Origin of the sequence: Actinomadura physcomitrii (genome assembly GCF_008923205.2) — a bacterium.
GTDB lineage: Bacteria > Actinomycetota > Actinomycetes > Streptosporangiales > Streptosporangiaceae > Spirillospora > Spirillospora physcomitrii.
The window spans coordinates 79,287-102,318 of sequence record NZ_WBMS02000038.1; the positions used below are offsets into that span (position 1 = coordinate 79,287).

20 protein-coding genes and 1 pseudogene are annotated in these 23,032 nt (G+C 74.2%); 14 read left to right on the forward strand and 7 right to left on the reverse strand.

The features are described from left to right. Positions 1–21: 21 nt before the first annotated feature. Positions 22–3,330 carry a glycosyltransferase gene (locus tag F8568_RS35125; RefSeq protein WP_151590154.1) on the forward strand — a complete coding sequence of 1,103 codons (3,309 nt, stop codon included), beginning with the start codon at positions 22–24 and terminating at the stop codon, positions 3,328–3,330. A gap of 1 nt (position 3,331) precedes the next feature. Continuing rightward, on the forward strand, positions 3,332–4,777 hold the full coding sequence (locus tag F8568_RS35130; protein WP_151590152.1) for a DUF5719 family protein: 1,446 nt from the start codon (positions 3,332–3,334) through the stop codon (positions 4,775–4,777). Positions 4,778–4,797: 20 nt separating this feature from the next. Here F8568_RS35130 and F8568_RS35135 read toward each other — a convergent pair whose 3' ends face one another. Beyond that, positions 4,798–5,214, reverse strand: a complete 417-nt coding sequence (locus tag F8568_RS35135) for a metallopeptidase family protein (protein ID WP_151590150.1) — start codon at positions 5,212–5,214, stop codon at positions 4,798–4,800. Positions 5,215–5,445: 231 nt separating this feature from the next. Between F8568_RS35135 and F8568_RS35140 the strand changes: the two genes are divergently transcribed. The 7 genes from F8568_RS35140 (at position 5,446) to F8568_RS35170 (ending at position 12,279) form a co-directional block, all read left to right on the forward strand. Next, the gene (locus F8568_RS35140; RefSeq protein ID WP_151590148.1) at positions 5,446–5,823 is read left to right on the forward strand and encodes a DUF3499 domain-containing protein; all 378 of its coding nucleotides are present in this window, start codon (positions 5,446–5,448) and stop codon (positions 5,821–5,823) included. A gap of 128 nt (positions 5,824–5,951) precedes the next feature. After that, a complete protein-coding gene (locus tag F8568_RS35145) occupies positions 5,952–7,307 on the forward strand; it encodes a phosphomannomutase/phosphoglucomutase (protein WP_151590146.1) in 1,356 nt (451 codons plus the stop codon). 7 nt (positions 7,308–7,314) lie between these two features. After that, positions 7,315–7,497 carry a Trm112 family protein gene (locus F8568_RS35150; protein ID WP_151590144.1) on the forward strand — a complete coding sequence of 61 codons (183 nt, stop codon included), beginning with the start codon at positions 7,315–7,317 and terminating at the stop codon, positions 7,495–7,497. Next, positions 7,494–8,630: a bifunctional phosphoglucose/phosphomannose isomerase gene (locus F8568_RS35155; protein WP_328600661.1), complete on the forward strand. Its 1,137-nt coding sequence runs from the start codon at positions 7,494–7,496 to the stop codon at positions 8,628–8,630. The genes F8568_RS35150 and F8568_RS35155 overlap by 4 nt, the downstream gene beginning before the upstream one ends. Next, entirely contained in the window at positions 8,631–9,590 is a 960-nt protein-coding gene (locus tag F8568_RS35160) for a cation diffusion facilitator family transporter (protein ID WP_151590142.1), read from the forward strand. Positions 9,591–9,957: 367 nt separating this feature from the next. After that, positions 9,958–11,571, forward strand: a complete 1,614-nt coding sequence (locus F8568_RS50730; protein ID WP_328600660.1) for a sensor histidine kinase — start codon at positions 9,958–9,960, stop codon at positions 11,569–11,571. Positions 11,572–11,607: 36 nt separating this feature from the next. After that, a complete protein-coding gene (locus tag F8568_RS35170) occupies positions 11,608–12,279 on the forward strand; it encodes a response regulator (RefSeq protein ID WP_151590140.1) in 672 nt (223 codons plus the stop codon). A 24-nt stretch (positions 12,280–12,303) separates the two neighbouring features. Here F8568_RS35170 and F8568_RS47180 read toward each other — a convergent pair whose 3' ends face one another. Further along, entirely contained in the window at positions 12,304–12,789 is a 486-nt protein-coding gene (locus F8568_RS47180; protein ID WP_202124345.1) for a hypothetical protein, read from the reverse strand. A 64-nt stretch (positions 12,790–12,853) separates the two neighbouring features. After that, on the reverse strand, positions 12,854–13,237 hold the full coding sequence (locus tag F8568_RS35180) for a MerR family transcriptional regulator (RefSeq protein ID WP_151590138.1): 384 nt from the start codon (positions 13,235–13,237) through the stop codon (positions 12,854–12,856). A gap of 215 nt (positions 13,238–13,452) precedes the next feature. Between F8568_RS35180 and ahcY (F8568_RS35185) the strand changes: the two genes are divergently transcribed. From ahcY (F8568_RS35185) to F8568_RS35200, 4 genes are all read left to right on the forward strand, one after another. After that, a complete protein-coding gene (ahcY, locus tag F8568_RS35185; RefSeq protein WP_151590136.1) occupies positions 13,453–14,883 on the forward strand; it encodes an adenosylhomocysteinase in 1,431 nt (476 codons plus the stop codon). A gap of 68 nt (positions 14,884–14,951) precedes the next feature. Next, complete coding sequence (ahcY, locus tag F8568_RS35190) at positions 14,952–16,208, forward strand: adenosylhomocysteinase (RefSeq protein WP_151590134.1); 1,257 nt, start codon at positions 14,952–14,954, stop codon at positions 16,206–16,208. Between the two features lie 3 nt (positions 16,209–16,211). After that, a complete protein-coding gene (locus F8568_RS35195; protein WP_151590132.1) occupies positions 16,212–16,790 on the forward strand; it encodes a hypothetical protein in 579 nt (192 codons plus the stop codon). Between the two features lie 57 nt (positions 16,791–16,847). Further along, positions 16,848–18,104, forward strand: coding sequence for an MFS transporter (locus tag F8568_RS35200; RefSeq protein WP_160573454.1), 1,257 nt, complete (start codon positions 16,848–16,850; stop codon positions 18,102–18,104). Between the two features lie 41 nt (positions 18,105–18,145). Here F8568_RS35200 and F8568_RS35205 read toward each other — a convergent pair whose 3' ends face one another. Beyond that, positions 18,146–19,189: an RDD family protein gene (locus F8568_RS35205; protein WP_151590130.1), complete on the reverse strand. Its 1,044-nt coding sequence runs from the start codon at positions 19,187–19,189 to the stop codon at positions 18,146–18,148. Positions 19,190–19,258: 69 nt separating this feature from the next. On the opposite strand from F8568_RS35205, the gene F8568_RS35210 reads away from it, so the two are divergent. After that, positions 19,259–20,254 (forward strand): stage II sporulation protein M, encoded by a 996-nt coding sequence (locus tag F8568_RS35210; RefSeq protein ID WP_151590129.1) that lies wholly within the window; start codon positions 19,259–19,261, stop codon positions 20,252–20,254. Positions 20,255–20,377: 123 nt separating this feature from the next. Here the strand turns inward: F8568_RS35210 and F8568_RS35215 are convergent, their stop codons facing one another. From F8568_RS35215 to F8568_RS35225, 3 genes and pseudogenes are all read right to left on the reverse strand, one after another. Next, positions 20,378–21,670, reverse strand: a complete 1,293-nt coding sequence (locus F8568_RS35215) for a DUF58 domain-containing protein (protein ID WP_151590127.1) — start codon at positions 21,668–21,670, stop codon at positions 20,378–20,380. Continuing rightward, entirely contained in the window at positions 21,670–22,638 is a 969-nt protein-coding gene (locus F8568_RS35220) for an AAA family ATPase (protein WP_151590616.1), read from the reverse strand. The genes F8568_RS35215 and F8568_RS35220 overlap by 1 nt, the downstream gene beginning before the upstream one ends. An 86-nt stretch (positions 22,639–22,724) precedes the next feature. Further along, positions 22,725–23,032: pseudogene (locus F8568_RS35225) on the reverse strand (DUF4350 domain-containing protein); the annotation flags it as partial.

Here is a 23,032-nt window from a genome sequence, read left to right on the forward strand (position 1 = left end):
GTCCCACAGATCGAGCGATCCTTGGCCCCCACACTCGATCGCCATGTCGTCACGGCCGTCCTCGTCGCCCATGACGGCGCGCGCTGGCTGCCCGAGGCGCTCAAGGCGCTGCTGACGCAGGCGCGGCCCGTGCAGCGCCTCGTGACCGTGGACACCGGGAGCCGCGACCGCGGCCCCGCCGTCCTCGCCGAGGTGATCGGCGGGCACGACGTCCTCACGCTGCCCCGCACCACCGGCTACGGCGAGGCCGTCGCGGAGGCGCTGCGCCAGGACGCCGCGTCCGCCCCGGTCCCCGACGACGAGCCGGGCCGCCTTTACCCCAACCAACCGACCCCGACCGACCTCCCGGCGCGGACGGAGTGGATCTGGCTGCTGCACGACGACTCCGTGCCCGACCGCGACGCCCTCGGCCACCTGCTGCGGACCGCCGAGTCCGACCCGGGCATCGCCGTCCTCGGCCCCAAGATCCGCGACTTCGCCGACCGGCGGGTGCTGCGCGAGACCGGCACGTCCGTGGACGGTGCCGGGCGCCGCTGGACCGGCGTCGACCGCCGCGAGTTCGACCAGGGCCAGCACGACGGCGTCCGCGACGTGCTGGCCGTCTCCAGCGCCGGGATGCTGGTGCGGCGCGACGTGTGGGACCGGCTCGGCGGGTTCGACGTCGAGTACGGCATCTTCCGCGACGACCTGGACTTCTGCTGGCGGGCGCACGCGGCCGGGCACCGCGTCGTCGTCGCGACCGACGCGGTCGTGTACCACGCCGAGGCCGCGCGGCGGGGCCTGCGCGAGATCGGCATGACGTCCGAGCACCCGCTGCGCCGCGACCGCCGCAACGCGCTGTGGACGCTGCTGGCGAACCAGCCGTTCCGCGCCATGCTCCGGTCGCTGGTCCGCAACGTGTGGGCGTCGCTGCTGCACGCGCTCGCCCTGACGATCACCAAGCGGCCCGCCGAAGCGCGCGCGGAGCTCGCGGCGCTGGCCGACGTGCTGCGCGATCCGGGCCGGCTGCGGCGGGCCCGTGCCGTCCGCGCCGAGGGGCGGGCGCGCGTGCACCGCAGCGTCCGGCGGTTCCAGCCCCGGATGGTCGTGCTGCGCCGCGGCGCCGAGGCGGTCTCGGAGTTCTTCGCGGCGCACGAGCACGAGCGGGAGTCCGAGGACGAGATCACCGACGAGCCCGGTCCGATCCGCCGGCTGCTCGCCCGCCCCGGCGTGCTGCTGGTGCTGGCGCTGGCCGCCGTCACCGTCGCGGCGGAACGGTCGCTGATCACCGGAGCGGCGCGGCTCGGCGGCGGGGCGCTCGTGCCCGCGTGGGGCGGCGCGAGCGACCTGTGGGACCAGTACCTGTCCGGCTTCCACCCGGTCGGGCTCGGCACCGGCGCGGGCAGCCCCCCGTATGTCGGCTTCCTCGCGCTGCTGTCGACGGTCCTGTTCGGCAAGCCGTGGCTCGCGGTCGCGGTCCTGCTGCTCGGCAGCGTCCCGCTCGCCGGGCTCACCGCCTACCGCGCGTCCCGGATCCTGGTGCTGGAGCCGCCGCGGACCGGCCGCCGCGCCCGCGCCGCCGCCGGCCGCCGCGTCCCCGTCTCCGCCGTCCGCGTGTGGTTCGCCGCCGTGTACGCGCTGCTGCCCGCCGCGACCGGCGCCATCGCGGGCGGCCGGATCGGCACCGCGGTCGTCCTCGTCCTGCTGCCGCTGATCGCGGTGCAGGTCGCCCGCATGTACGGGCTGCCGCGCTTCGCCGCCGACCCCGCCACGCTGCGCAAGCGCGCCGGACGCGCGGCCTGGGCGGTCGCGCTGCTGCTGACCGTCGCGACGGCGTTCGTCCCGCTCGCATGGCCGCTCGCGCTGGCGGGCGGCGGCCTGGTCTGGGCGCTGTTCGACCGCCGCAGGGGGCAGGACCGCCGCAACCTCGTCATCGCGCTGGCCGTCCCGCCGCTGCTGCTGTTCCCCTGGACGGCCGGGCTGCTGCTGCATCCGTCGCGGTTCCTGCTGGAGGCGGGGCTGCACCGCTCGTTCGGCCCCGCGTCGGCCACCGAGCTGCTCGCCCTGAACCCGGGCGGCCCCGGCACGCCCGTGTGGTGGACGTTCGCCGGGCTGTTCGCCGCCGCCGTCTGCGCGCTGCCGCTGCGCGGCCGCCGCACCGCCGTCCTCGCGGGCTGGCTGCTGGCGGTCGCCGGGCTGCTCGTCGCGATCCTCGCCGGCGCCGCGACGGTCACCAAGGGCGCGGACGCGGCGCCCGCCTGGCCCGGCGTCGCGCTGGTCTTCGCGGGCGCGGGGGTGCTGCTGGCCGCGACCGCCGCCGTCCAGCGCGGCACCGAGGTCCTCGCCGGCAAGCACCTGATCTACAAGGCGGGCGGCGCGGTCGTCGTCCTCGCCGCGCTGACGGCGCCGCTGCTCGCGGCGGGCGCGTGGATCGCGCACGGCGCGGGCGGGCCGCTCGGCACGGTCGACGCGGACACCGTCCCCGAGTTCGTCAAGGCGCCGGGCGGGCCGCGCACCCTCGTGCTGCACGGCGCCCCGTCCGGACGCGTCTCCTACACGCTGCTGCGCGGCGACCGGCCGAGGCTCGGCGAGGCCGAGACCTTCGCGGACGGGCCCGGCGCGCGGCGCCTGGACGAGCTGGTCGCAGGCCTCGCCGCGAACCGGGAGGGCGACGACGGCCCCGCGCTGTCGCGTATGGGCGTCCAGTACGTGCTGGTGCCGCATCCCGGCTCCGACCCCGTCACCAAGGTCCTGGACGCGGCGCCGGAACTGTCGCGCCTCAGCCGCACGGGATCGTTCGCCGTGTGGCGTCTGCAGGCGAACTCCGCCCGCATGATGCTCCTGCAGGGCTCCGCCATCACGCCGCTGCGCGCGGGCAAGATCGATGCGCGAGTGCGCATCCCCGCCGGTACGGGCGCGCGCACACTGCTGCTCGCCGAACCGGCCGACGGCGGCTGGGAGGCGCGGCTGAACGGCCACGGCCTCAAGTCGCGGACCGTCGACGGATGGGCGCAGGGCTACGACGTCCCGCCGTCCGGCGGCGAGTTCACGCTGACGCGCGGCATGTTCATGCGGCACGCCTGGCTCGCCGTCCAGGGCGTGGCCGTGCTGCTGGTCGCCGTCCTCGCGCTGCCGGGCGCGCGCGCCGACACCCTCGTGCCGGACGGCGACCGCAACCGCGAGCGGCGCGAACGGCGAGGCCGCCGGGCCAGGCGCGGCACGCGCGGCGGGCACCGCGCCGGCGTCCGCCACGAACCGGCACCGGTCGCGGAGGCACCGGAGCCGCCGGCCGAGACTCCGCCCGAGCCGAAGACCGAGCCGGAGCCTGTGGTCTCGGAGGAGCAGAGCTGACATGGACAGAGTGCTGAAGCTCCTCGGCATGCGGTACGCCATCGCCGCCCTCGTCCTGGTCGGGCTGGCGGCCCTCTACGGTGCCGCCTCGTTCTCCCGGCCCGGGAACGCGGTTGAGAAGGCACGCAGCGCGCCCGTGAACGCCGCCGTCATGGTCTGCCCGGGGCACGAGGGCGGCCGCGTCAGCGTCCAGTCCCTTCGGCAGAAGCGCACCGGCGGCCGCCTCGACGTGACCGAGACCCGCGGCGGCTCCCCGCTCGCCTCCATGACCACCACCGGCCAGGGCTGGGAGAAGGACATGGGCACCACCGAGGACTCCTTCACCGTCCGGGCCACCGGCGCCCTCGCCGCCGGGCTCGAGGCCGAGCAGACCACCTACTGGCCGCACGGCGACGACCGCGGCCTCGCCACCGGCCGCTGCGCCCGGCCCGGCGCCGACCTGTGGTTCCTCGGCCCCGGCCCGCTCGCCGCCGACCGGCTCGAGCTGTACCTCACCAACATCGACGGGCGGCCCGCGTCCGTCGATGTCACCGGCCTGTCCGGGGAGGGGCCGCTCGACACCACCGAGGGCCGCGCCACGCCCGTCGCCCCGTACAGCACCAGCGTCATCAAGATCGGGAAGCAGCCGGAGGGGCTCGGCGACATCGTCGAGACCGCCCGCGACCTCGCGCTCAACGTGCACACCACCGCCGGCCGCGTCGCCGCGTCGCTGCGGGTCCGGATCGGCGAGCGGAAGGGCGTCGAGTGGCTCCCGCTCTCGCCGGGACCAGCGCGGTCGGTGGTCGTGCCCGGCGTGCCCGGCGGCGACGGGCAGCGCAAGCTGCTGGTCGCGGTGCCCGGCGAGGCCGATGCCCGGATCAGGGTGCGGGCCGTCACCGCCGCCGGCGCCTTCGCCCCCCAGGGCCAGGACACCGTGGAGGCCCCCGCGCAGAGCGTCACCTCCGTCGACCTGGCGGGCGCGCTCTCGGGCCGCGCCGCCGCCATCCGGCTGGACTCCGACCGGCCGATCATCGCGGGCTTCTCGGCCTCGCGCGGCGCCGATGTCGCCTACGGCACCGCCACCGAGCCGCTCGGCGGCGCGTCCGGGGCGTCCGCGGTCATCGCCGACGACCGCTACGACGCGTCCGTCGTCCTCACCGCCCCGGCCGGACGCGCCGCCGTCCAGATCACCACGATGGACGCGCAGGGGAGCGGCGCGCCGCAGAACGTCGAGATCGGCGCCGGACGCACCGTCGAGACCAAGCTCGCCGCGCCGCACGGCAGCGGCGACAAGGGCTACGGGGCCGTCATCACGGTCAAGCCGGGCTCAGGGCCGGTCTACGCGGCCCGGACCATGGCGAAGGGCAAGGGCGACGGGTACCTGTTCACCGTCCTGCCGCTGATGCCCGCGCCGACGACCGTCCGGCTCCCGCCGACCGGCGACAGCCAGACCGCCCTCATCCGCTAGGGGCCGTCCCGGTCGTCGCGCTAGTCGTCCGGGGAGTCATAGCTCGGGTCGACGGACTCGGGGGAGAGGCCGAGGAGGTCGGCGACCTCCTCCACCAGCAGGTCGCGCACCAACCGGCCGAGCTCCTGCTCGCCCGCCGCGCGCGCCTCCACGGGCCGCCGGAACACCACGATCCGGACGGGCCGGCCGGCCTCGCTCGGCAGGGTCCGGCCGAGCGGCACGGGACCGTCGAACCACGGCTCGACGTCCGGCACCTCCTCGACACCGAACTCCACACCGGACAGCTCCCGGCCCCAGCGCGCGCCGAGCCGCCGCACCTCGTCGTGGACGAGGTCGTCGAACTTCTCCGCGCGGGTCCGCGAGACCGGCGCCTGCGGGGGCGTCAGAGGGCCACGGACGCCGCGACCGTGCCGATCGCGGCGCCGTACGCCTGCCACACGGGATCGCACTCCCTCAGGTTACCTCCCGCCGCACGCGAATCCCGGTCCCCGCACCAGGAACACCTTCTCCACCCCGGGAACACCATCGTGACGTCCCGGACAGCGACCCCACGGTAAGGGTTCAGGGCCACACGGTATGTAACTGTTACCCCGGAAATCGGCCGGTAACGGCGACACGTGCGCCCGGGTGGTGGCGGCGGCGCCGGGAGCGAGGTACGGTCGGCCATCGTGAGCCCCGTCCGCACCTGCTCCCGCACCGCCTGCAAGGCGCCCGCAGTCTTCACGCTCACGTACGTCTACCGCGACTCGACAGCCGTCCTCGGGCCCCTGGCCACGTACGCGGAGCCGCACTGCTACGACCTGTGCGCGGAGCATTCGGAGCGGCTGACCGCCCCCATGGGCTGGGAGCTGGTCCGGCTCCCCGTCGAGGAGGAGACCGAGCCGAGCGCCGACGACCTCGAGGCGCTCGCCGACGCCGTCCGCGAGGCCGCGCGGCCCGCGCCGGGCACCGGCCAGGAGCCGGTCGGCCAGGGCACCGAGGTCGGCCGCCGCGGGCACCTGCGGGTGCTGCGCTCCGAACCGGCGGGCACCCAGCCGCAGGAGTGACCCCGGTCACGCCGGTGACCGGCACCGGCTCGGGCCGCCGCCGCGCTTCCCGGTAGGCTCGGTGGTCCCGCCGACCCGTCGGCCATCACATGCGTACACGGCCATCACTTGCGTACAGGGGAGCAGGAGTGGGCGACCTCGCCAAGATCTTCAAGGCGTACGACATCCGCGGCGTCGTGCCCGACGAGCTGGACGAAGCGGTCGCGGAGGCGGCCGGCGCGGCGTTCGTGCGGGTGACCGGGGCGGACGCCGTCGTCACCGCGCACGACATGCGCGAGTCGTCCGGGCCGCTGGCCGCCGCGTTCGCGCGCGGCGCGACCTCGCAGGGCGCGGACGTGGTCGAGGCCGGTCTCGGCTCCACCGACATGCTCTACTACGCCAGCGGCGACCTCGGCATCCCCGGCGCGATGTTCACCGCCAGCCACAACCCGGCCAAGTACAACGGCATCAAGCTCTGCCGGGCGGGCGCGAAGCCGGTCGGCCGCGACACCGGCCTCACCGAGATCCGCGAGATGGTCGACGGCGGCGTCCCGGCGTACGGCGGCGAGCCCGGGAAGGTGTCGGGGCGCGACGTCCTGCACGGCTACGCCGAGCACCTCAAGACGCTGGTCGACCTGTCGGCGATCCGCCCGCTGAAGGTCGTCGTGGACGCGGGCAACGGCATGGGCGGGCACACCGTCCCGGTCGTCTTCGCGGGGCTGCCGATCGACCTCGTCCCCCTGTACTTCGAGCTGGACGGCACCTTCCCCAACCACGAGGCCAACCCGATCGAGCCGGAGAACCTGCGCGACCTGCAGGCCAAGGTCCGCGAGACCGGCGCCGACATCGGCCTCGCCTTCGACGGCGACGCCGACCGCTGCTTCGTGGTGGACGAGCGCGGCGAGATCGTCGCGCCGTCCGCGATCACCGCGCTGGTCGCGGTGCGCGAGCTGGCCAAGCACCCGGGCGCCCCGATCGTGCACAACCTGATCACCTCGAAGGCCGTCCCGGAGATCGTCACCGAGAACGGCGGGTCCCCCGTGCGGACGCGGGTCGGCCACTCGTTCATCAAGCAGACGATGGCCGAGACGGGCGCGGTGTTCGGCGGCGAGCACTCGGCGCACTTCTACTTCCGCGACTTCTGGTTCGCCGACTCCGGCATGCTCGCCGCGCTGCACGTGCTGGCCGCGCTGGGCGAGCAGAAGGGCCCCCTGTCGGCGCTGCTCGGCGAGTACACGCGGTACGTCGCGTCGGGCGAGATCAACAGCGAGGTCGCCGACCAGGACGCCGCCGCCGGCAAGGTCCGCGAGGCGTTCGCCGGCCGCCCCGGCGTTACGATCGACGAGCTGGACGGCCTGACCGTGGGCGACGAGGCCGCCGGATGGTGGTTCAACCTGCGGCCGTCCAACACCGAGCCGCTGCTGCGCCTCAACGCGGAGGCCGGCGACGAGGCCACCATGGCGGCGATCCGCGACGAGGTCCTGGCCATCGTGAGGGAGAAGTGACGCTGCTATGAGCATGAAGCTGGACGACTGGCTGCTGGAGATCCTGGCCTGCCCGAACTGCGGCGGCGAGCTGCGCCCCGACGAGGCGGCCGCCGAGCTGGTGTGCACCGGCTCCTGCGGCTACGCCTACCCGGTCCGCGACGACATCCCCGTCCTCCTCGTCGACGAGGCCCGGGCCCCCGCTTCGTGAGCACGCTGGACCCCGCCCGGCTGGAGGACGCGCAGGACGTCGAGGCGTCCGATCCGGGCGGGATGCTCCGCCAGGTCGCCTCGTCCGCGGCGCAGATCCGGGAGGCGCGGCGCGCGGCGGAGGAGGCGGGCGTCGCGGCGCTCGCCGAGGACGGCCGCCCCCGCGCGATCGTCGTCACCGGCATGGGCGGCTCCGGGATCTCCGGGGACGTGCTCGCGGCGGTGTGCGGGCTCGGCTGCCCCGTCCCGGTCACGACCGTCCGCGGGTACCGGCTGCCGGGCTGGGTCGGCGCCGCCGACCTGGTGATCGCGGTGTCCTGCTCCGGCTCCACCGAGGAGACCCTCGAGGTGGCGGCGCAGGCGGCCCGGCGCGGCTGCCGGCTGCTGTGCGTCGGCGGCGCCGGCTCGCCGCTGGCCGACCTCGCCGCCCGAAGCCGTGGCCTGTTCGTGCCGGTGCGGTCGGTGGGGCAGCCCCGGTCGACGCTGTGGGGGCTCACCGTCCCGCTGCTCGTCGCGGCCCGCACGCTCGGCCTGGCGGACGTCCCCGACGCGGTGCTGGAGTCCACGGCGGCCCGCCTGGAAGACGTCGCGCACCGGTGCCGCCCGGACAGCGAGCCGTTCGTGAACCCGGCGAAGCGGATCGCGCTGGACCTCGCCGGCGACGTCCCGCTGGTGTGGGGGACGTCGCCGCTCGCCGAGACGGCCGCGTACCGGATGTGCTGCCAGCTGAACGAGAACGCCAAGTACCCGGGCGTCTTCGGCGGCCTGCCGGAGGCGGACCACAACCAGGTGATGGCGTTCGACGGCTTCTTCGCGGGCGGCGGCTCGCCGGCCGATCCGGACGACTTCTTCCGCGACCGCGCCGAGGACGCCGAGCACGGCCTGCACCTGGTCGTCCTCCGCGACACCGAGGAGCACCCGCAGACCGCCAAGCGGCGCGCGGCGTCCGTCGAGATGGCCCGGGACCGGGGCGTCGCGGTGACCGAGATCCTCGCCGAGGGCGACCATCCGCTCGAGAGGATCGCGACAATGATCGCGCTGGCCGACTACGTCACGGTTTACTTGGCCATCACGCTGGGCGTCGACCCGACGCCCGTGCCGGCCATTCAAGAGCTCAAAGCGAGGATTGCCTAGATGAGTGCTGAGGGTGGGACGAAGGCCATCATCGCGGCCCTGGCCGCCAACCTCGGAATCGCCGCGTCCAAGATGGTCGCGTTCGCGTTCACGGGTTCGTCGTCGATGCTGGCCGAGTCGATCCACTCGGTCGCCGACTCGGGCAACCAGGGCCTGCTGCTGCTCGGCCGCAAGCGCTCCGAACGCGACCGGACGCCCGAGCACCCGTTCGGCTTCGGCCGGGAACGCTACTTCTACGCGTTCGTCGTCGCGGTCGTGCTGTTCACCGTCGGATCGGCGTTCTCGCTGTACGAGGGCTACCACAAGATCCGGCACCCGGAGGACGTCGAGTCGCCGATCTGGGCGTTCGCGGTTCTGGTCATCGCGATCGGGATGGAGGGCTTCTCCTTCCGCACCGCGATCAAGGAGTCGAACCAGCTGCGCGGCGGGCACTCGTGGTGGGCGTTCATCCGCCGCGCGAAGGCCCCGGAGCTGCCGGTCGTCCTGCTGGAGGACGCGGCGGCGCTGATCGGCCTGATCCTCGCGCTGTTCGGCGTGTCGATGGCGGTCGCGACCGGCGACGGGGTCTGGGACGGCATCGGCACCGTCGGCATCGGCCTGCTGCTCGGCCTGGTCGCGACGGTGCTGGCGATCGAGACCAAGAGCCTGCTGATCGGCGAGGGCGTCGACGCCGAGCAGGAGAAGCGGATCATCGACGCGCTGGAGTCGGTGGAGCAGGTCGACCACGTCATCCACATGCGGACCGAGTACCTCGGCCCGGAGGAGCTGCTGATCGCCGCCAAGATCGCCGTCTACCACGACGACACGGCCGCCGAGGTGGCGCGCGGCATCGACGCCGCCGAGGCGAAGGTCCGCGCGGTGATCCCCGAGGCGGAACTGATCTACCTGGAGCCGGCGCTCGACGAGGCGGACCGCAGGAACCCCGCCAAGCCGGCCGGGAAGGCCACGGGCGAGGTGTGACGCGCGGGCGGCCGCATGGGATCCCTCGCCGGGCGGCCGGCACAGGATGCCGGCCGAACCCCAGCCCAGGCGAGACCGGCGAGTGCCTCCGCGGAGGCGGGCGGCGCGGCCGTCCGGCGAGGTGCTTCCCATGCTTCCCCGCCCGGACCCCTGAAACCGGGCGGTTGGCGTGACCGCGGCAGCCCCGCCGAACCCCCTACGTCGGCGGCGCCGCCGTCGCGGTCACGGTTAAGACATTACGTCTGCGCCGGTCGTCCGCACGTCCACCGCAAGGAGGGACCAGGGGTCGTCCTCCAGGGGGATTCCGGCCGCGCGCATACCACCGCACGGTGAGGTGATATGCCCGACCAGCGGTCAGTATTGAGGAGTGACCACCGATGACAAGGCCCGGACCGGACCCGACCCCGCGGGGTTCGGCCCAGCCCTCGCGCACCAGGCGTGGCGGCTGTCCGGCCGGATCGTCGCGGGGGTGGGGCAGTTGCTGCTCTGGATCCTCACCGGCATCGGGCACCTGCTGCGGCCGCTCGCCGTCAGGCTCGGCGCCCGGCTGAACGGCGCGGGCCGCGCGCCCGTCCCCGGCATGCCCGGCGCTCCCGGCATGCCGCCGCGTCCCGGTGGTGAGACGGCGCCGCTGCCCCGCTGGATCAGCACCTGGACCGAGTTCACCGGCGCCTGGTACTTCGCGCCCCTCACCGGTCTCGCGCTGACCATCGCCGCCCTCGCCGAGCTGGCGCCGAGCACCGGGTCCCCGGTGAGCCTCGCCGGCGGCTTCGCGGTCGCCTCGACGGTCCCGCTCGTCTGGCGCCGCGAGAACCTGCGGCCCGTCGCGGCCGTCGTCCTCGGCGCGTTCGCGGCCGGGCTGCTCACCGGCCAGCAGCTGCTGATCACCACCGCGTTCGCCGCGCTCTACACGCTGTACGCGCTCGGCCGGCAGCTGCCCCGGCAGTCCGCGGGCGTTCTCGCGGCCGGGAGCGTCGCCACCGTCGCCGTCGTCTACCTCGCCACGGGCACGCTCGACGACGTCCCCTGGCCCGCCGCGGTCGTCGCCGTGCTGGCCGCCATCGGCCTCGGCGACGCGCGCCGCGCCGTCGAGTCCGCGGGCCGCACCGAGGCGGAGGCGGAGGAGCGCACCAACGAGACCCTGACCCGGCTCACCGCCGTCCAGCGCGAGCAGGCCGTCATGCGCGAGCGCGCCCGCATCGCCCGCGAGCTGCACGACGTCGTCGCGCACTCCGTCTCCATGATCGCCGTGCAGGCGGAGACCGCCCCGTACACGATGGACGACCTGTCGCCCGAGGCCCGCGCCGGCTACACCGAGATCGCCAAGACGGCCCGGGACGCGCTGGTCGAGATGCGCCGGCTGCTCAGCGTGCTGCGCGCCGACGCCAAGCCGGAACCGGACGCCGCGAACTCCCCGCAGCCCCGCCTCGACCGGCTCCCCGACCTCATCGAGCAGCACCGCGGCGCGGGCGGCGCCGTCGACCTCGCCGTGCACGGCGACCCGCGCGCGCTGTCCACGACCGTGGAGCTGTCGGCGTACCGGATCGTCCAGGAGGCCTTGACGAACGCGCGGCGGCACGCGCCCGGCGCCGGTGTGCACGTCGACCTCACCTTCCTGCCGGACCGGCTCGCGGTGCGGGTCCGCGACGAGGGTTCCGCCGGGTCGACGCGGGTGCTGAACCGTGACGATCCCGCCGCGCGTACCGCGGTACTGGACCCGGCCGGCGGCGGCCCGGCCGGTCCGACCCGGCTGGAGGGCGCCCCGCCGCGGCCCGGCGGACCGGGCGGCGGACCGGGCGGCGGACCGGGCGGCGGACATGGTCTCGTCGGCATGCGGGAACGTGCGACCATGCTGGGCGGACGGTTCTCCGCCGGCCCGGCCACCGACGGCGGGTTCCTGGTGGAGGCCGAACTGCCGCTCACGAGGGAGGGGAATTCCACCAGTGGACACGGTTCCGAGGCGCCCCCCGGCCGCCGCTGACCGCGCTCTCGCCCGCCCCGGGACGGAGCCCCGCCGGTGATCCGGGTGCTGGTGGCGGACGACCAGACCATCGTCCGCGCCGGGTTCGCCGCGCTGCTCGACGCGCAGGACGACATCACCGTCGTCGGCGAGGCCGGCGACGGGCGGCAGGCCGTCGCGCTCGCCGAGCGGAACCGCCCCGACGTCGTCGTCATGGACATCCGGATGCCCGGCATGGACGGCATCGAGGCGACCCGCCGGATCCTCGCGCGGCCCGGCTCCGAGGGCGTCCGCGTCCTCGTGCTGACCACCTTCGACGTGGACGAGTACGTCTACGAGGCGCTGGCCGTCGGCGCGTCCGGGTTCCTGCTCAAGGACGCGACCGCCGACGAGCTGGTCTCCGCGGTCCGGGTCGTCGCGCGCGGCGACTCGCTGCTGGCGCCGCAGGTCACCGGGCGGCTGATCCGGGAGTTCACCAAGCAGCGGCGCAACCGGCCGCAGGCGCCGTCGGAGCTGGCCACGCTGACGGCGCGGGAGAACGAGGTGCTCGTGCTGATCGCGGGCGGGCTGTCGAACGCCGAGATCGCCGCCCGCCTCGTGGTCAGCGAGCACACGGTGAAGACGCACGTGGCGCGCGTCTTCACCAAGCTCGGCCTGCGCGACCGCGCCCAGGCCGTCATGCTCGCCTACGAGTCCGGCGTCGTCGTCCCCGGAGAGAACGCGACCTGATCAGGGGCCGGCCGGGCCGCCGCGTCAGGCGGGCGGGTACGGGCCCGGCGGGCCGTACGGCTGGGCGGGCGGTGCGGGCGGGTAGCCGGGCGGGGGCGGTGCGGGCGGGTACGCAGGTGGCGGGTATGCGGGTGGCGGGTATGCGGGTGGCGGGCCGCCGTGGCCGGGGCCGGCGGGGCCCGGGTATCCGTGGCCGGGGGCGGGGCCGGCCGCGTACGCCGCGCCCTTGCGGCGGCGCGTGAGGGCCGGGCCGAGGAACAGCACGCCGCAGCCGATCGCCAGCAACGGGCCGACGATCATCATGATGACCGCCTCGCGGCCGTCCTTGGACTTCTGCTCGTCGTAGGACCGGTTGGTGGCGCGCCCGTTCCGGAGCGTCGTGCACGTGTCGCCAGGCGACATCACCCGCTCGCCGCACTTCACCGTGCCGCCGGGCATCGACGCCAGGCCGCCCGCGAACAGTCCGATGCCGAGCACGAGGCCGAGCACCCCGTAGAGCCAGTTCTTCACGCGCCGTCTCCCGTCCGTCCAGCGGGATGGTAGTGGGTGCCGCCGACGGAACGTGAGCCGGCCGCTACCGGCGGCGCAGCAGCCGCAGCGCCTTCTCCTTCTCGAAGTCGAGCGCCCGCGCGGGCGGCGCGGACAGCCGTCCGATGCGTTCGCCCAGCTCGCGGACGTGCGCCTGGACCTGCGGTTCGGCGAGGACGCGCAGCCCGAACGCCAGCTCGGCGGGACCGATGTCGTAGCGCTTCTCCAGCGCCAGCGCGAGCGCGACGGCGCGCAGCTCCGCGTCGCCGAACCGGCGGTGCCCGCCGCCGCGTCCGGTCCCGCCGCTCCGTCCGGTGCCGGGGGAGGCCGGCGCGGTGTCGCGGGTCGCGGGCAGCAGCCCGAGCGTCTCGCGGTAGCGGAGCATGCGGGGCGAGGTGCCGAGCCGCCGGGCGGCCTCCGTGATGCGCATACCGTCGATTCTGACAAATCTGTGTCAGAAATGCGCCCCCGACCGTGCCTCGGGACCGTCCCCGCCCGTAGACTCGGCCGGGTCGGCCGGCCCGCGGGGCCGGTCCTCGCGGACGAACGACGCGGCCCGCGGGCGCCAACGGACCTGCCGCGCACGGGCGGACCTGCTGCAAGGCGGACCCTGCTGCGAGCAAGCAGACAAGGAGCAACGAAAGCATGGACTACAAGGTCGCCGACCTGTCGCTGGCGGACTTCGGCCGGCGGGAGATCCGGCTCGCCGAGCACGAGATGCCGGGCCTGATGGCGGTGCGCGAGGAGTACTCCGCCGCCAAGCCGCTGCGCGGCGCCAAGATCATGGGCTCGCTGCACATGACGATCCAGACCGCCGTGCTGATCGAGACGCTGGTCGAGCTCGGCGCCGACGTCCGCTGGGTGTCCTGCAACATCTTCTCCACCCAGGACCACGCCGCCGCCGCGATCGTCGTCGGCAAGGACGGCACCGCCGAGGACCCGAAGGGCGTCCCGGTGTTCGCCTGGAAGGGCGAGACGCTCGAAGAGTACTGGTGGTGCACCGACCAGGCCTTGCAGTGGCCGGACGGCTCCGGCCCGAACATGATCCTGGACGACGGCGGCGACGCGACCCTGCTCGTCCACAAGGGCGCCGAGTACGAGAAGGCGGGCGCGGTCCCGCAGGCGACCGAGGACGACCCGGAGGAGTGGGGGATCATCCTCGACACCCTCCGCCGCACCATCGCCGAGAAGCCGGGCCGCTGGACCGAGACGGCCGCCGCGATCAAGGGCGTCACCGAGGAGACCACGACCGGCGTGCACCGCCTCTACGAGATGGCGAAGGCCGGCACCCTCGCCTTCCCGGCGATCAACGTCAACGACTCGGTGACCAAGTCGAAGTTCGACAACAAGTACGGCTGCCGGCACTCGGTGATCGACGGCCTGAACCGCGCCACCGACGTGCTGATCGGCGGCAAGGTCGCGGTGGTGTGCGGCTACGGCGACGTCGGCAAGGGCTGCGCCGAGGCGCTGAAGGGCCAGGGCGCCCGCGTCGTGGTCACCGAGATCGACCCGATCTGCGCGCTGCAGGCCGCGATGGACGGCTTCCAGGTCACCACCCTGGACGACATCGTCGACAAGGCCGACATCTTCGTCACGACGACCGGCAACTTCAACATCATCCGCGCCGACCACATGGCCCGGATGAAGCACCAGGCGATCGTCTCCAACATCGGCCACTTCGACAACGAGATCGACATGGCCGGCCTCGCCAGGATCGACGGCATCGAGAAGATCGAGATCAAGCCGCAGGTGCACGAGTGGCGGTTCCCCGACGGCCACTCGATCATCGTGCTGGCCGAGGGCCGGCTGATGAACCTCGGCTGCGCCACCGGCCACCCGTCGTTCGTCATGTCCAACTCGTTCACCAACCAGGTCATCGCGCAGATCGAGCTGTTCACCAAGACCGAGGAGTACCCGGTCGGCGTGTACGTGCTGCCGAAGCACCTGGACGAGAAGGTCGCCCGCCTGCACCTGGACGCGCTCGGCGTCAAGCTGACCACGCTCACCAAGGAGCAGGCCGCCTACATCGGCGTCCACGTCGAGGGCCCGTACAAGCCGGACCACTACCGCTACTGATCGCCTGTAGCGTTCGGACCGCCGCACGGCCCCGGGCCGTGCGGCGGTTTGTGCCTTGAGGGGGACGGATGAGCGATATCGCGGATGTGTCGCTGGCGTACGAGGGCGTCAAGCGGATCGAGTGGGCCGACCGGAGCATGCCGGTGCTGCGGCAGATCCGGGAGCGGTTCGCCAGGGAGCGTCCGCTGGACGGGTTGCGCATCGCGGCGTGCATGCACATCACGACGGAGACGGCCTGCCTGATCCGGACCTTGCAGGCGGGCGGGGCGAGCGTGGCGCTCGCGTCGTCGAACCCGCTGTCCACGCAGGACGACACGGCCGCCGCGCTGGTGCAGGAGGACGGCACGGAGGTCTTCGCGCGCGCGGGCATCGACCGTGAGGGCTACTACGCGCACATCCACCAGGCTCTGGAGACCGGTCCCGATCTCGTGCTGGATGACGGCTGCGACCTCGTCAACACGCTCCACATAGAACGCACTGATCTGCTGCCCACGGTGAAGGCGGGCTGCGAGCAGACGACGACGGGCGTCATCCGCCTGCACCAGATGGCCCGTGAGGGCGCCCTCCGGTTTCCCATGGTCGCGGTGAACGACACCGATACGAAGCACATGTTCGACAACCGCTACGGCACCGGGCAGTCGACGCTGGACGGCATCGTGCGCGCGACCAACACGCTCCTGGCGGGCAAGACGGTGGTCATCGCGGGCTTCGGCTACTGCGGTCGGGGCCTCGCCGAGCGCGCGCGGGGACTGGGCGCCCGCGTGGTCATCACGGAGATCGACCCCGTGAAGGCGCTGGACGCGGCGCTGCAGGGCTTCGCCGTGCAGCCGATGGCGGAGGCGGCGGCGGACGGCGACGTGTTCATCACGGTCACCGGCAACCGCGACGTGGTGAACGCCGAGCACCTCGCGCTGATGAAGGACGGCGCGATCCTCGCGAACTCCGGCCATTTCGACGTCGAGATCGACGTGCGCGCCCTGGAGGAGATGGCGGTCGCCGTCCACCACGGCGTGCGCCCGCAGGCGGACGAGTACGTCCTGGCCGACGGCCGGCGCCTGGTCCTGCTGGCGGAGGGGCGCCTGGTCAACCTGGCGGCCGCCGAGGGGCATCCCGCCGCGGTGATGGACATGTCCTTCGCCGACCAGGCCCTCACGTGCGCGTGGCTCGCGACTGCGCACGCGTCGCTGCCCGCGGCCGTCCACGACGTCCCCAAGGACATCGACACGGAGGTGGCCCGGCTCAAGCTGGCGTCCATGGCCATCTCCATCGACCTGCTCACCCCGGACCAGGAGGACTACCTGCACTCCTGGCGCATCGGGTCCTGACCCGTGCCGTCCGGGGCGTACCTGCATCTCGACGACGGGATCGAGGAGCGCTTCCAGTGCGCTCCCGGGCCCGGCGGCTGGCGCTACACGTCCCGGCGCGACGACGGCGTCCGGCTGGACCTCGTCGTGGACGCGCGCTGGCGGCAGATCCGCGTCGAGGTCGTCACCCCGGGCTGGTGGCTGCGCGGCGGGCTGACCGGGTCCGAACTGGCGTGGGTGCGCGCGGCCGGAGAGGACCGCACCGAGCACGGGGATCGGGCGTCGGGCTTCGTGTCGGGCTCGCCGGGATTCCTCGTCGCGGTGGCGCGTTCCCTGGAACTGGACGAGGGCGCCGAGGCCGATGTGCGTCTCGTCCGATTGAGCGGGACGTCGCTGTCGGCGCTATCGGTGTCGTGGCGGTGGCGCCGGTGCGGGACGACCCCTTACGAGACCGAGACGGAGCCGCTGCCCGTCTCGGAATACCAGATCACCGACCTGTCGACTGGCGAGGTGGAGTCGCTCTATCTGGCCGGTGACATCGCTGTGGCGGCTCCCGGTGTGGAACTCACCGACCTGGACTCACCACCGAACCTGCGGGCCTGACCAGATGTTCGACCCCGTGGCACTGGGAAGGGTGATTCGGGTGGAAGGAGAGGATTGATGGGGATTCGGGGGCACGGTTCGGGGCGGCACCTGCGTAGGGTCATCGGCCCGGCGTGCATGGCGTACGCCTTCTGGGCCGTCATGCTCGGCACCACGCTCGCGACGCCGCTGTACCCCATCTACCAGCGGCATCTCGGCTTCGGCAGCCTCGTCACGACCGTCGTCTTCGCCGTCTACGCCGCGGGGGTTATGTTCGCGTTGCTGTTCGGGCGGTCGTCGGACGCGCTCGGCCGCCGCCGCGTGATGCTCGCCGGCGTCGCGGTGTCGATGCTCGCGGCTGTGGTCTACCTGGTGGCCGAGGACGTCCCGGTCCTGCTCGCGGCGCGGGTGCTGTCCGGCCTGTCCGCGGGCGTCGTCACCGCCACCGGGACCGTCACGCTGGTCGAACTCGTCCGCCCCGAGCGCCGTGGCGCGGCGGCGCTGCTCGCGGCGGCCGTCAACATGTTCGGGCTCGGCAGCGGCCCGCTGCTCGCCGGGCTCCTCGCCGAGTACGCGCCCCATCCGCTGGCCCTGCCGTTCGTGGTGGACCTCGTGGTGCTGGCGCTCGCGCTGGTGGCGGTGCTGGCCGCACCGGAGACGGTGCGGGGCCGCCGGCTCGTGTGGCCGCGCGCGCAGCGCCCGGCCGTGCCGGCGGAGGTGCGGCCGGTGTTCGTGCCCGCCGCCATCGCGGCGTTCTCCGCGTTCGCCGTCTTCGGCCTCGTCACGGCGGTCGCGCCGGGGATCCTCGTCAACGTGCTGCACCGCCCCGACCGCGCCTTGGCGGGCGCCGTGGTGTTCGCCATGTTCGGCGCGTCCACCGTGGGGCAGGTGGTGTTCGCCAAAGTGCCGGAGAGGATCGCCCTGCCCGCGGGCTGCGCGGTGCTCATCGCCGGGCTCGCCGCCATCGCGGGCGCGCTCCTGGCCGAGTCCCTTCCCCTCCTCGTCACCGGGACCGTCGTGGCGGGCCTGGGGCAGAGCCTAGGCTTCCGCGCCGGGCTGGCCGCCATCACGGCGGGCACCCAGGCCGCGCAGCGCGCCCAGACGGTGTCGAGCTTCTTCCTCACCGCCTACGCGGGGATCTCCCTGCCGGTGATCCTCGTCGGGGTCGCCGCCCAGGTGCTCGGGCTGCGCGGCGCCGCCGTGGCGTTCACCGCGGCCGTCGCGGTGCTCGCGCTCGCCGCGCTGGTCGCGCTCGTCCGGCTCGAACGGCGCGGGACGTCCGCGGGCTCGACTGAGCCGGGCCGCAGCCGCACCCCGCACCACGTCGGCCGCTGACCGGCGCACTCCGATGGGGCGCGGCCCAGTGGAAGGTTCGGCTACCGGCCCGGCTGTACGCCGTTGTTGGGGTAGGCACTTGGCGGCACGCCCTGCGCCGGATACGGGTACGAGCCGGTCGGGTAAGGGGCGGCCGGATAAGCGCCTGTGGGATAAGGACCCGTCGGGTAAGGGCCGGGCCTCCACGGCGGACCGGCAGGAGGTCCCTGCCACCCGGGCGGGGGAGGCTGGCCTGCTCCGGCCGTGGCCATCGCCGGGACGGGTATAGGGACGGCGCCGGGAGCAGGAGGCTGCGCCCAGTCCGTCCGCCCGCTGCGGCGCAGGCGGCGCGCCCGGCGCTGTGCCAGCCGCCACTCCTCTCGGTGGCGGCGTTCCGCCAGGACGGCGGACAGCAGGATCTCCGGGCGGACGCCCGGAGGCGGCGGCGGGCTGATCGCGGCGACGACCTGGGCCGCTATGCGCTGGCCCAGAGAGTCCCGGACCTCCGGCAGCAACTCCCAGAACCGCGACAGGTACTGGCGGGCCGTCATCGCCAGCTCGTCCGAGAGCATGGAGATCTCCAGCGACCGCGCCCACCAGGCGAGCTGCGGGGGCATGACGGCGACGGGGCCGAAGAGGCCGGACGACGGGATCCGCTCCTGGATGACGATCGTCCCGGCGAACAGGTCGCCGAGGCGCTTCCCGCGCCGGTTGCAGAACGAGGTGATCAGGGCGGGCGCGCCGTAGAGCGTCCAGAACTCGATGAACCCGGCGAGCGCGCGCACGAGCGCCTGCCGGAACCTGATCGGGCCTCCGTCGTCGGCCACCACCCGGATCCGCAGGGCCATCTTCCCGAGCGTCCGCCCCCTGGAGAGGGTCTCGAACGCGCACGGGTAGCCGACCATCACGGCGACGACGGCGACCAGGGACAGCCCGATGGTCCACGCCTCGTCGGCGACCAGGGCCGTCAGGCCCGTCACGTAGACGGCGACGTTCAGCAGGATGAGCTGGAACATCAGGTCCAGCAGCAGGGCACAGCCCCGGCTGGCCAGCCGCGCGACCCGGATGTCGAGCGCGACGGCCTCGCCGGTGACGAGTTCGGCCATGTCCTGATCCTCCAATGCCGGGGCGGTCCATTTTGCCGCCTTAGCCGGCCGAGGCGTTAGTCTCCCCGGGTGGACGTCGACGCCTATGTGGCCGCGCACAACGCCGACTGGCTGCGCCTCGAGCATCTTGTGAACCGCGGCCGCAGGCTGACCGGCGCGGAGGCCGACGAACTGGTCGAGCTGTACCAGCGGACCGCCACGAACCTGTCGGTCGTCCGGTCGAGCTCCCCGGACCCCGAGCTCGTGGGGCGGCTGTCATCGCTGGTGGCGCGCGGACGGGCCGCCGTGGCGGGCGCCCATGCGCCGATGTGGCGGGACGTCACGAGGTTCGCGACCGTGTCGTTCCCCGCCGCCGCCTACCGGATGCGGTGGTGGTGGCTGGGGAACGCGGTCATCGGCAACCTGCTGGCGCTGGCCCTGGCGATCTGGATCGTGCACAGCCCGCACGTGCAGTCGAGCATCGGCACCCCCAACGAGCTCCGGGACCTCGTCGAGCACGACTTCGCGAACTACTACACCGAGCACTCCGCGGCGTCGTTCGCGTTCAAGGTGTGGACGAACAACGCGTGGGTGTCGGCGATCGCGCTCATCTTCGGCATCCTGCTCGGCATCCCGACCGTGTACGTGCTGCTGATGAACCAGGTCAACCTCGGCATCAACGGCGGGCTGATGTTCGCCTACGGCAAGGGCGGCGTGTTCTTCGGCCTGATCCTGCCGCACGGACTGCTGGAGCTGACCGCGGTCTACCTCGCGTGCGCGGGGGGCCTGAAGCTCGGCTGGACGGTCGTGGACCCCGGGCGCCGCCGCCGCGGGCAGGCGCTCGCCGAGGAGGGGCGCGCCGCGATCAGCATCGCGATCGGGCTCGTCGGCGTGCTGCTGGTGTCCGGGCTGATCGAGGGCTTCGTCACCGGCTGGGTGCACGTCACGTGGCTGCGCATCGCGATCGGCGTCGCCGCCGAGGCGGCGTTCCTCGGGTACGTGATCGTGCTGGGCCGGCGCGCCACCCGGCGGGGCGAGACGGGCGACGCGGAGCTGCGCCCCGACCTCGCCCCGGTCGCCGGCTGATCCCTCGACTGAACGCGTCATACCAGGTGAAACCGCCATTAACCGGCGCGAGTGTCCGTCCGGCCGGGGGGCTCACGGCCTCCGATGGCCGTCCAGATGTCGCTGAGAAGGCCGCTGAGCCGTTCAGAGCCGCCCGGCGGCCTTGAGGGCGAGGTAGGCGTCCGCGAGGGCCGGAGCGATGTCCTGAGGCGGCGCGTCCACGACCTCGACCCCGTGCGTGCGGAGCTCGGCGGTCAGCCGGCCCCGCTCGGCCCGCGCCCGCTCCGCCGCCGCCGCGTCGTACACCGCCGCGAGGTCGCCGCGCCCGCCGGCCATCTCGCCGACCCGCGGGTCCGACACGGCGGCGATCATGACGAGGTGCCGCGCGGTGAGCCGCGGCAGCAGCGGCAGCAGCCCCTCCTCGATCGCCGCGGTGTTCAGCTCGGTCAGCAGCACCACCAGGCACCGCTGGCGGACCCGCGCCATCAGCGTCGACACCATCCCCGCCGCGTCGAACTCCAGCAGCTCCGGCTCCAGCGGGGCCATCGCGTGCACCATCGACGGCAGCAGGTCGGTCCGGGACGCGCCCTCGACGCGCGCACGGACGCGCCGGTCGTAGGCGAGCATGTCGACGCGGTCCCCGGCCCGGGACGCCAGGGCGCCCAGCAGGAGCGCCGCGTCCATGGAGCAGTCCAGGCGCGGGATGTCCCCGACCCGGCCCGCGGACGTGCGGCCGGTGTCCAGCACCAGGTAGATCCGGCGGTCGCGCTCGGGACGCCACGTCCGGACCACCACGTCCGCGCGCCGCGCGGTGGCCCGCCAGTCGATGGAGCGGACGTCGTCGCCGTCGACGTACTCGCGCAGCGAGTCGAACTCGGTCCCCTGGCCGCGGATGAGCGCGACGTGCGCCCCGGTCAGCTCCCGCAGCCGCGCCAGCTTCGCGGGCAGATGGCGGCGCGACGGGAACGCCGGCAGCGCGCGCACCGTCCAGGGCGCGGACCGCGACAGCTGCCGGGCGGCCAGCCCCAGCGGCCCCACCGACCGGACCACGACCGTGACGGCGCGGCGGTCACCGCGCCTCGTCGGCGTCAGCGCCATGTCGACGCGGCGGCGCTCCCCGGCCGGGACGTCCACGCGCACCGTCCGCGGCGCTGCGGCGGCGCTGGGCGGCCACACGTCCCGCAGCCGCGCCTTGAGCCGCCGCCGGCCGAGGTTCTCCACGATGAGCGCCACATGGGCCGTCTCACCGAGGCGGACGTTGGTGTCGCCCGACCGGTGGAACCGCAGCGCCCGCACGTTGCCGGCCAGCGCGAGGTCCACCACGACGCCGAGCAGCAGGACGCCCCACAGCGCGAGCAGCGTCCACCAGCTCGGCAGCAGGATCGGCACGAGCGCGCCGAGCAGCGCCAGCAGCCCCAGGCGTCCGGTGAGCGCCATCAGCGCGGCGCGGGGACGTGGGCGAGGATGCCCTCCAGCACCCCGTCGGCGGTCGCGCCCTCCAGCTCGGCCTCGGGACGCAGCTGCACGCGGTGCCGGAGCGTCGGCCGGGCCAGGGCCTTCACGTCGTCCGGCGTCACGTAGTCGCGGCCCGACAGCCACGCCCACGCGCGCGAGGTGGCCAGCAGCGCGGTGGCGCCGCGCGGGGAGACGCCCAGCTGGAGCGACGGGGACTGGCGCGTGGCGCGGCACAGGTCCACGACGTACGCGGCGACCTTCGGGTCCAGGTGCACCGCCCGGACGGCGGCGCGCCCGGCCGCGAGCTCCGCGGCGCCCGCCACGGCCTTGACCTCCGACAGGTCGCGGGGGTCGAACCCCGTGGCGTGCCGCTGCAGCATCTTGATCTCCTCGTCCCGCGTGGGGACGGGCACGGTGAGCTTCACCAGGAACCGGTCGAGCTGCGCCTCCGGCAGCGGGTACGTGCCCTCGTACTCGATCGGGTTCTGCGTCGCGCAGACCACGAACGGGTCCGGCAGGGCGCGGGCCGCCCCCTCCACCGAGACCTGCCGCTCCTCCATGGCCTCCAGCAGCGACGCCTGCGTCTTCGGCGGCGTCCGGTTGATCTCGTCGGCGAGCAGCAGGTTGGTGAAGACGGGGCCCTCGCGGAACTCGAACTCCGCGGTCCGGTTGTCGTACACCAGGGACCCCGTCACGTCGCCGGGCATCAGGTCCGGAGTGAACTGGACGCGCTTGAAGTCCAGGTCCAGGGCCCGCGACAGCGTCTTGATGAGCAGCGTCTTGGCGGTTCCGGGGACGCCCTCCAGCAGCACGTGGCCGCGGCACAGCAGCGCGATGACCAGCCCGGTCACCACCGAGTCCTGGCCCACGACCGTCTTGGCCACCTCGCCGCGCAGGGCCGCGAGCGCCGCGCGGGCGGTCTCGGCCTGCCGCCGGACCTCCTCGGACATGCCCACGGCGCCCGGCGGGGTGCCGGCCGGCGCGTCGCCGGGCACCGGCCCTGGCGCGTCGTCCTTCCCGAGGTCAACAGGGTGGTTCACGACTGGCGTACCTGCCTTTCCAGGTCGTCGAGGACGGAGGTGAGGGCGATCAGCCCGGCGTCGTCCACGGGTTCGGGACCGTACAGGGCCGCGCCGACGTACGCCTCGTCGCGGGCGGTCCGGCGGGCCACGGCCGCGACGATCTCCCGCGCGGCCGCGGGGTCCTGCGCGCTGGTGCGCGGCAGCCCGAGAAGCGGGACGAGGCGCTCGCGCGCGCCCGAGCGCAGCGCGTCCGCGGCCCGGTCCCGGGCGCGGCTCGCCCGGTACAGGCGCGCGCGCCCCTCGACCGTCTCCGCGGAGCGGA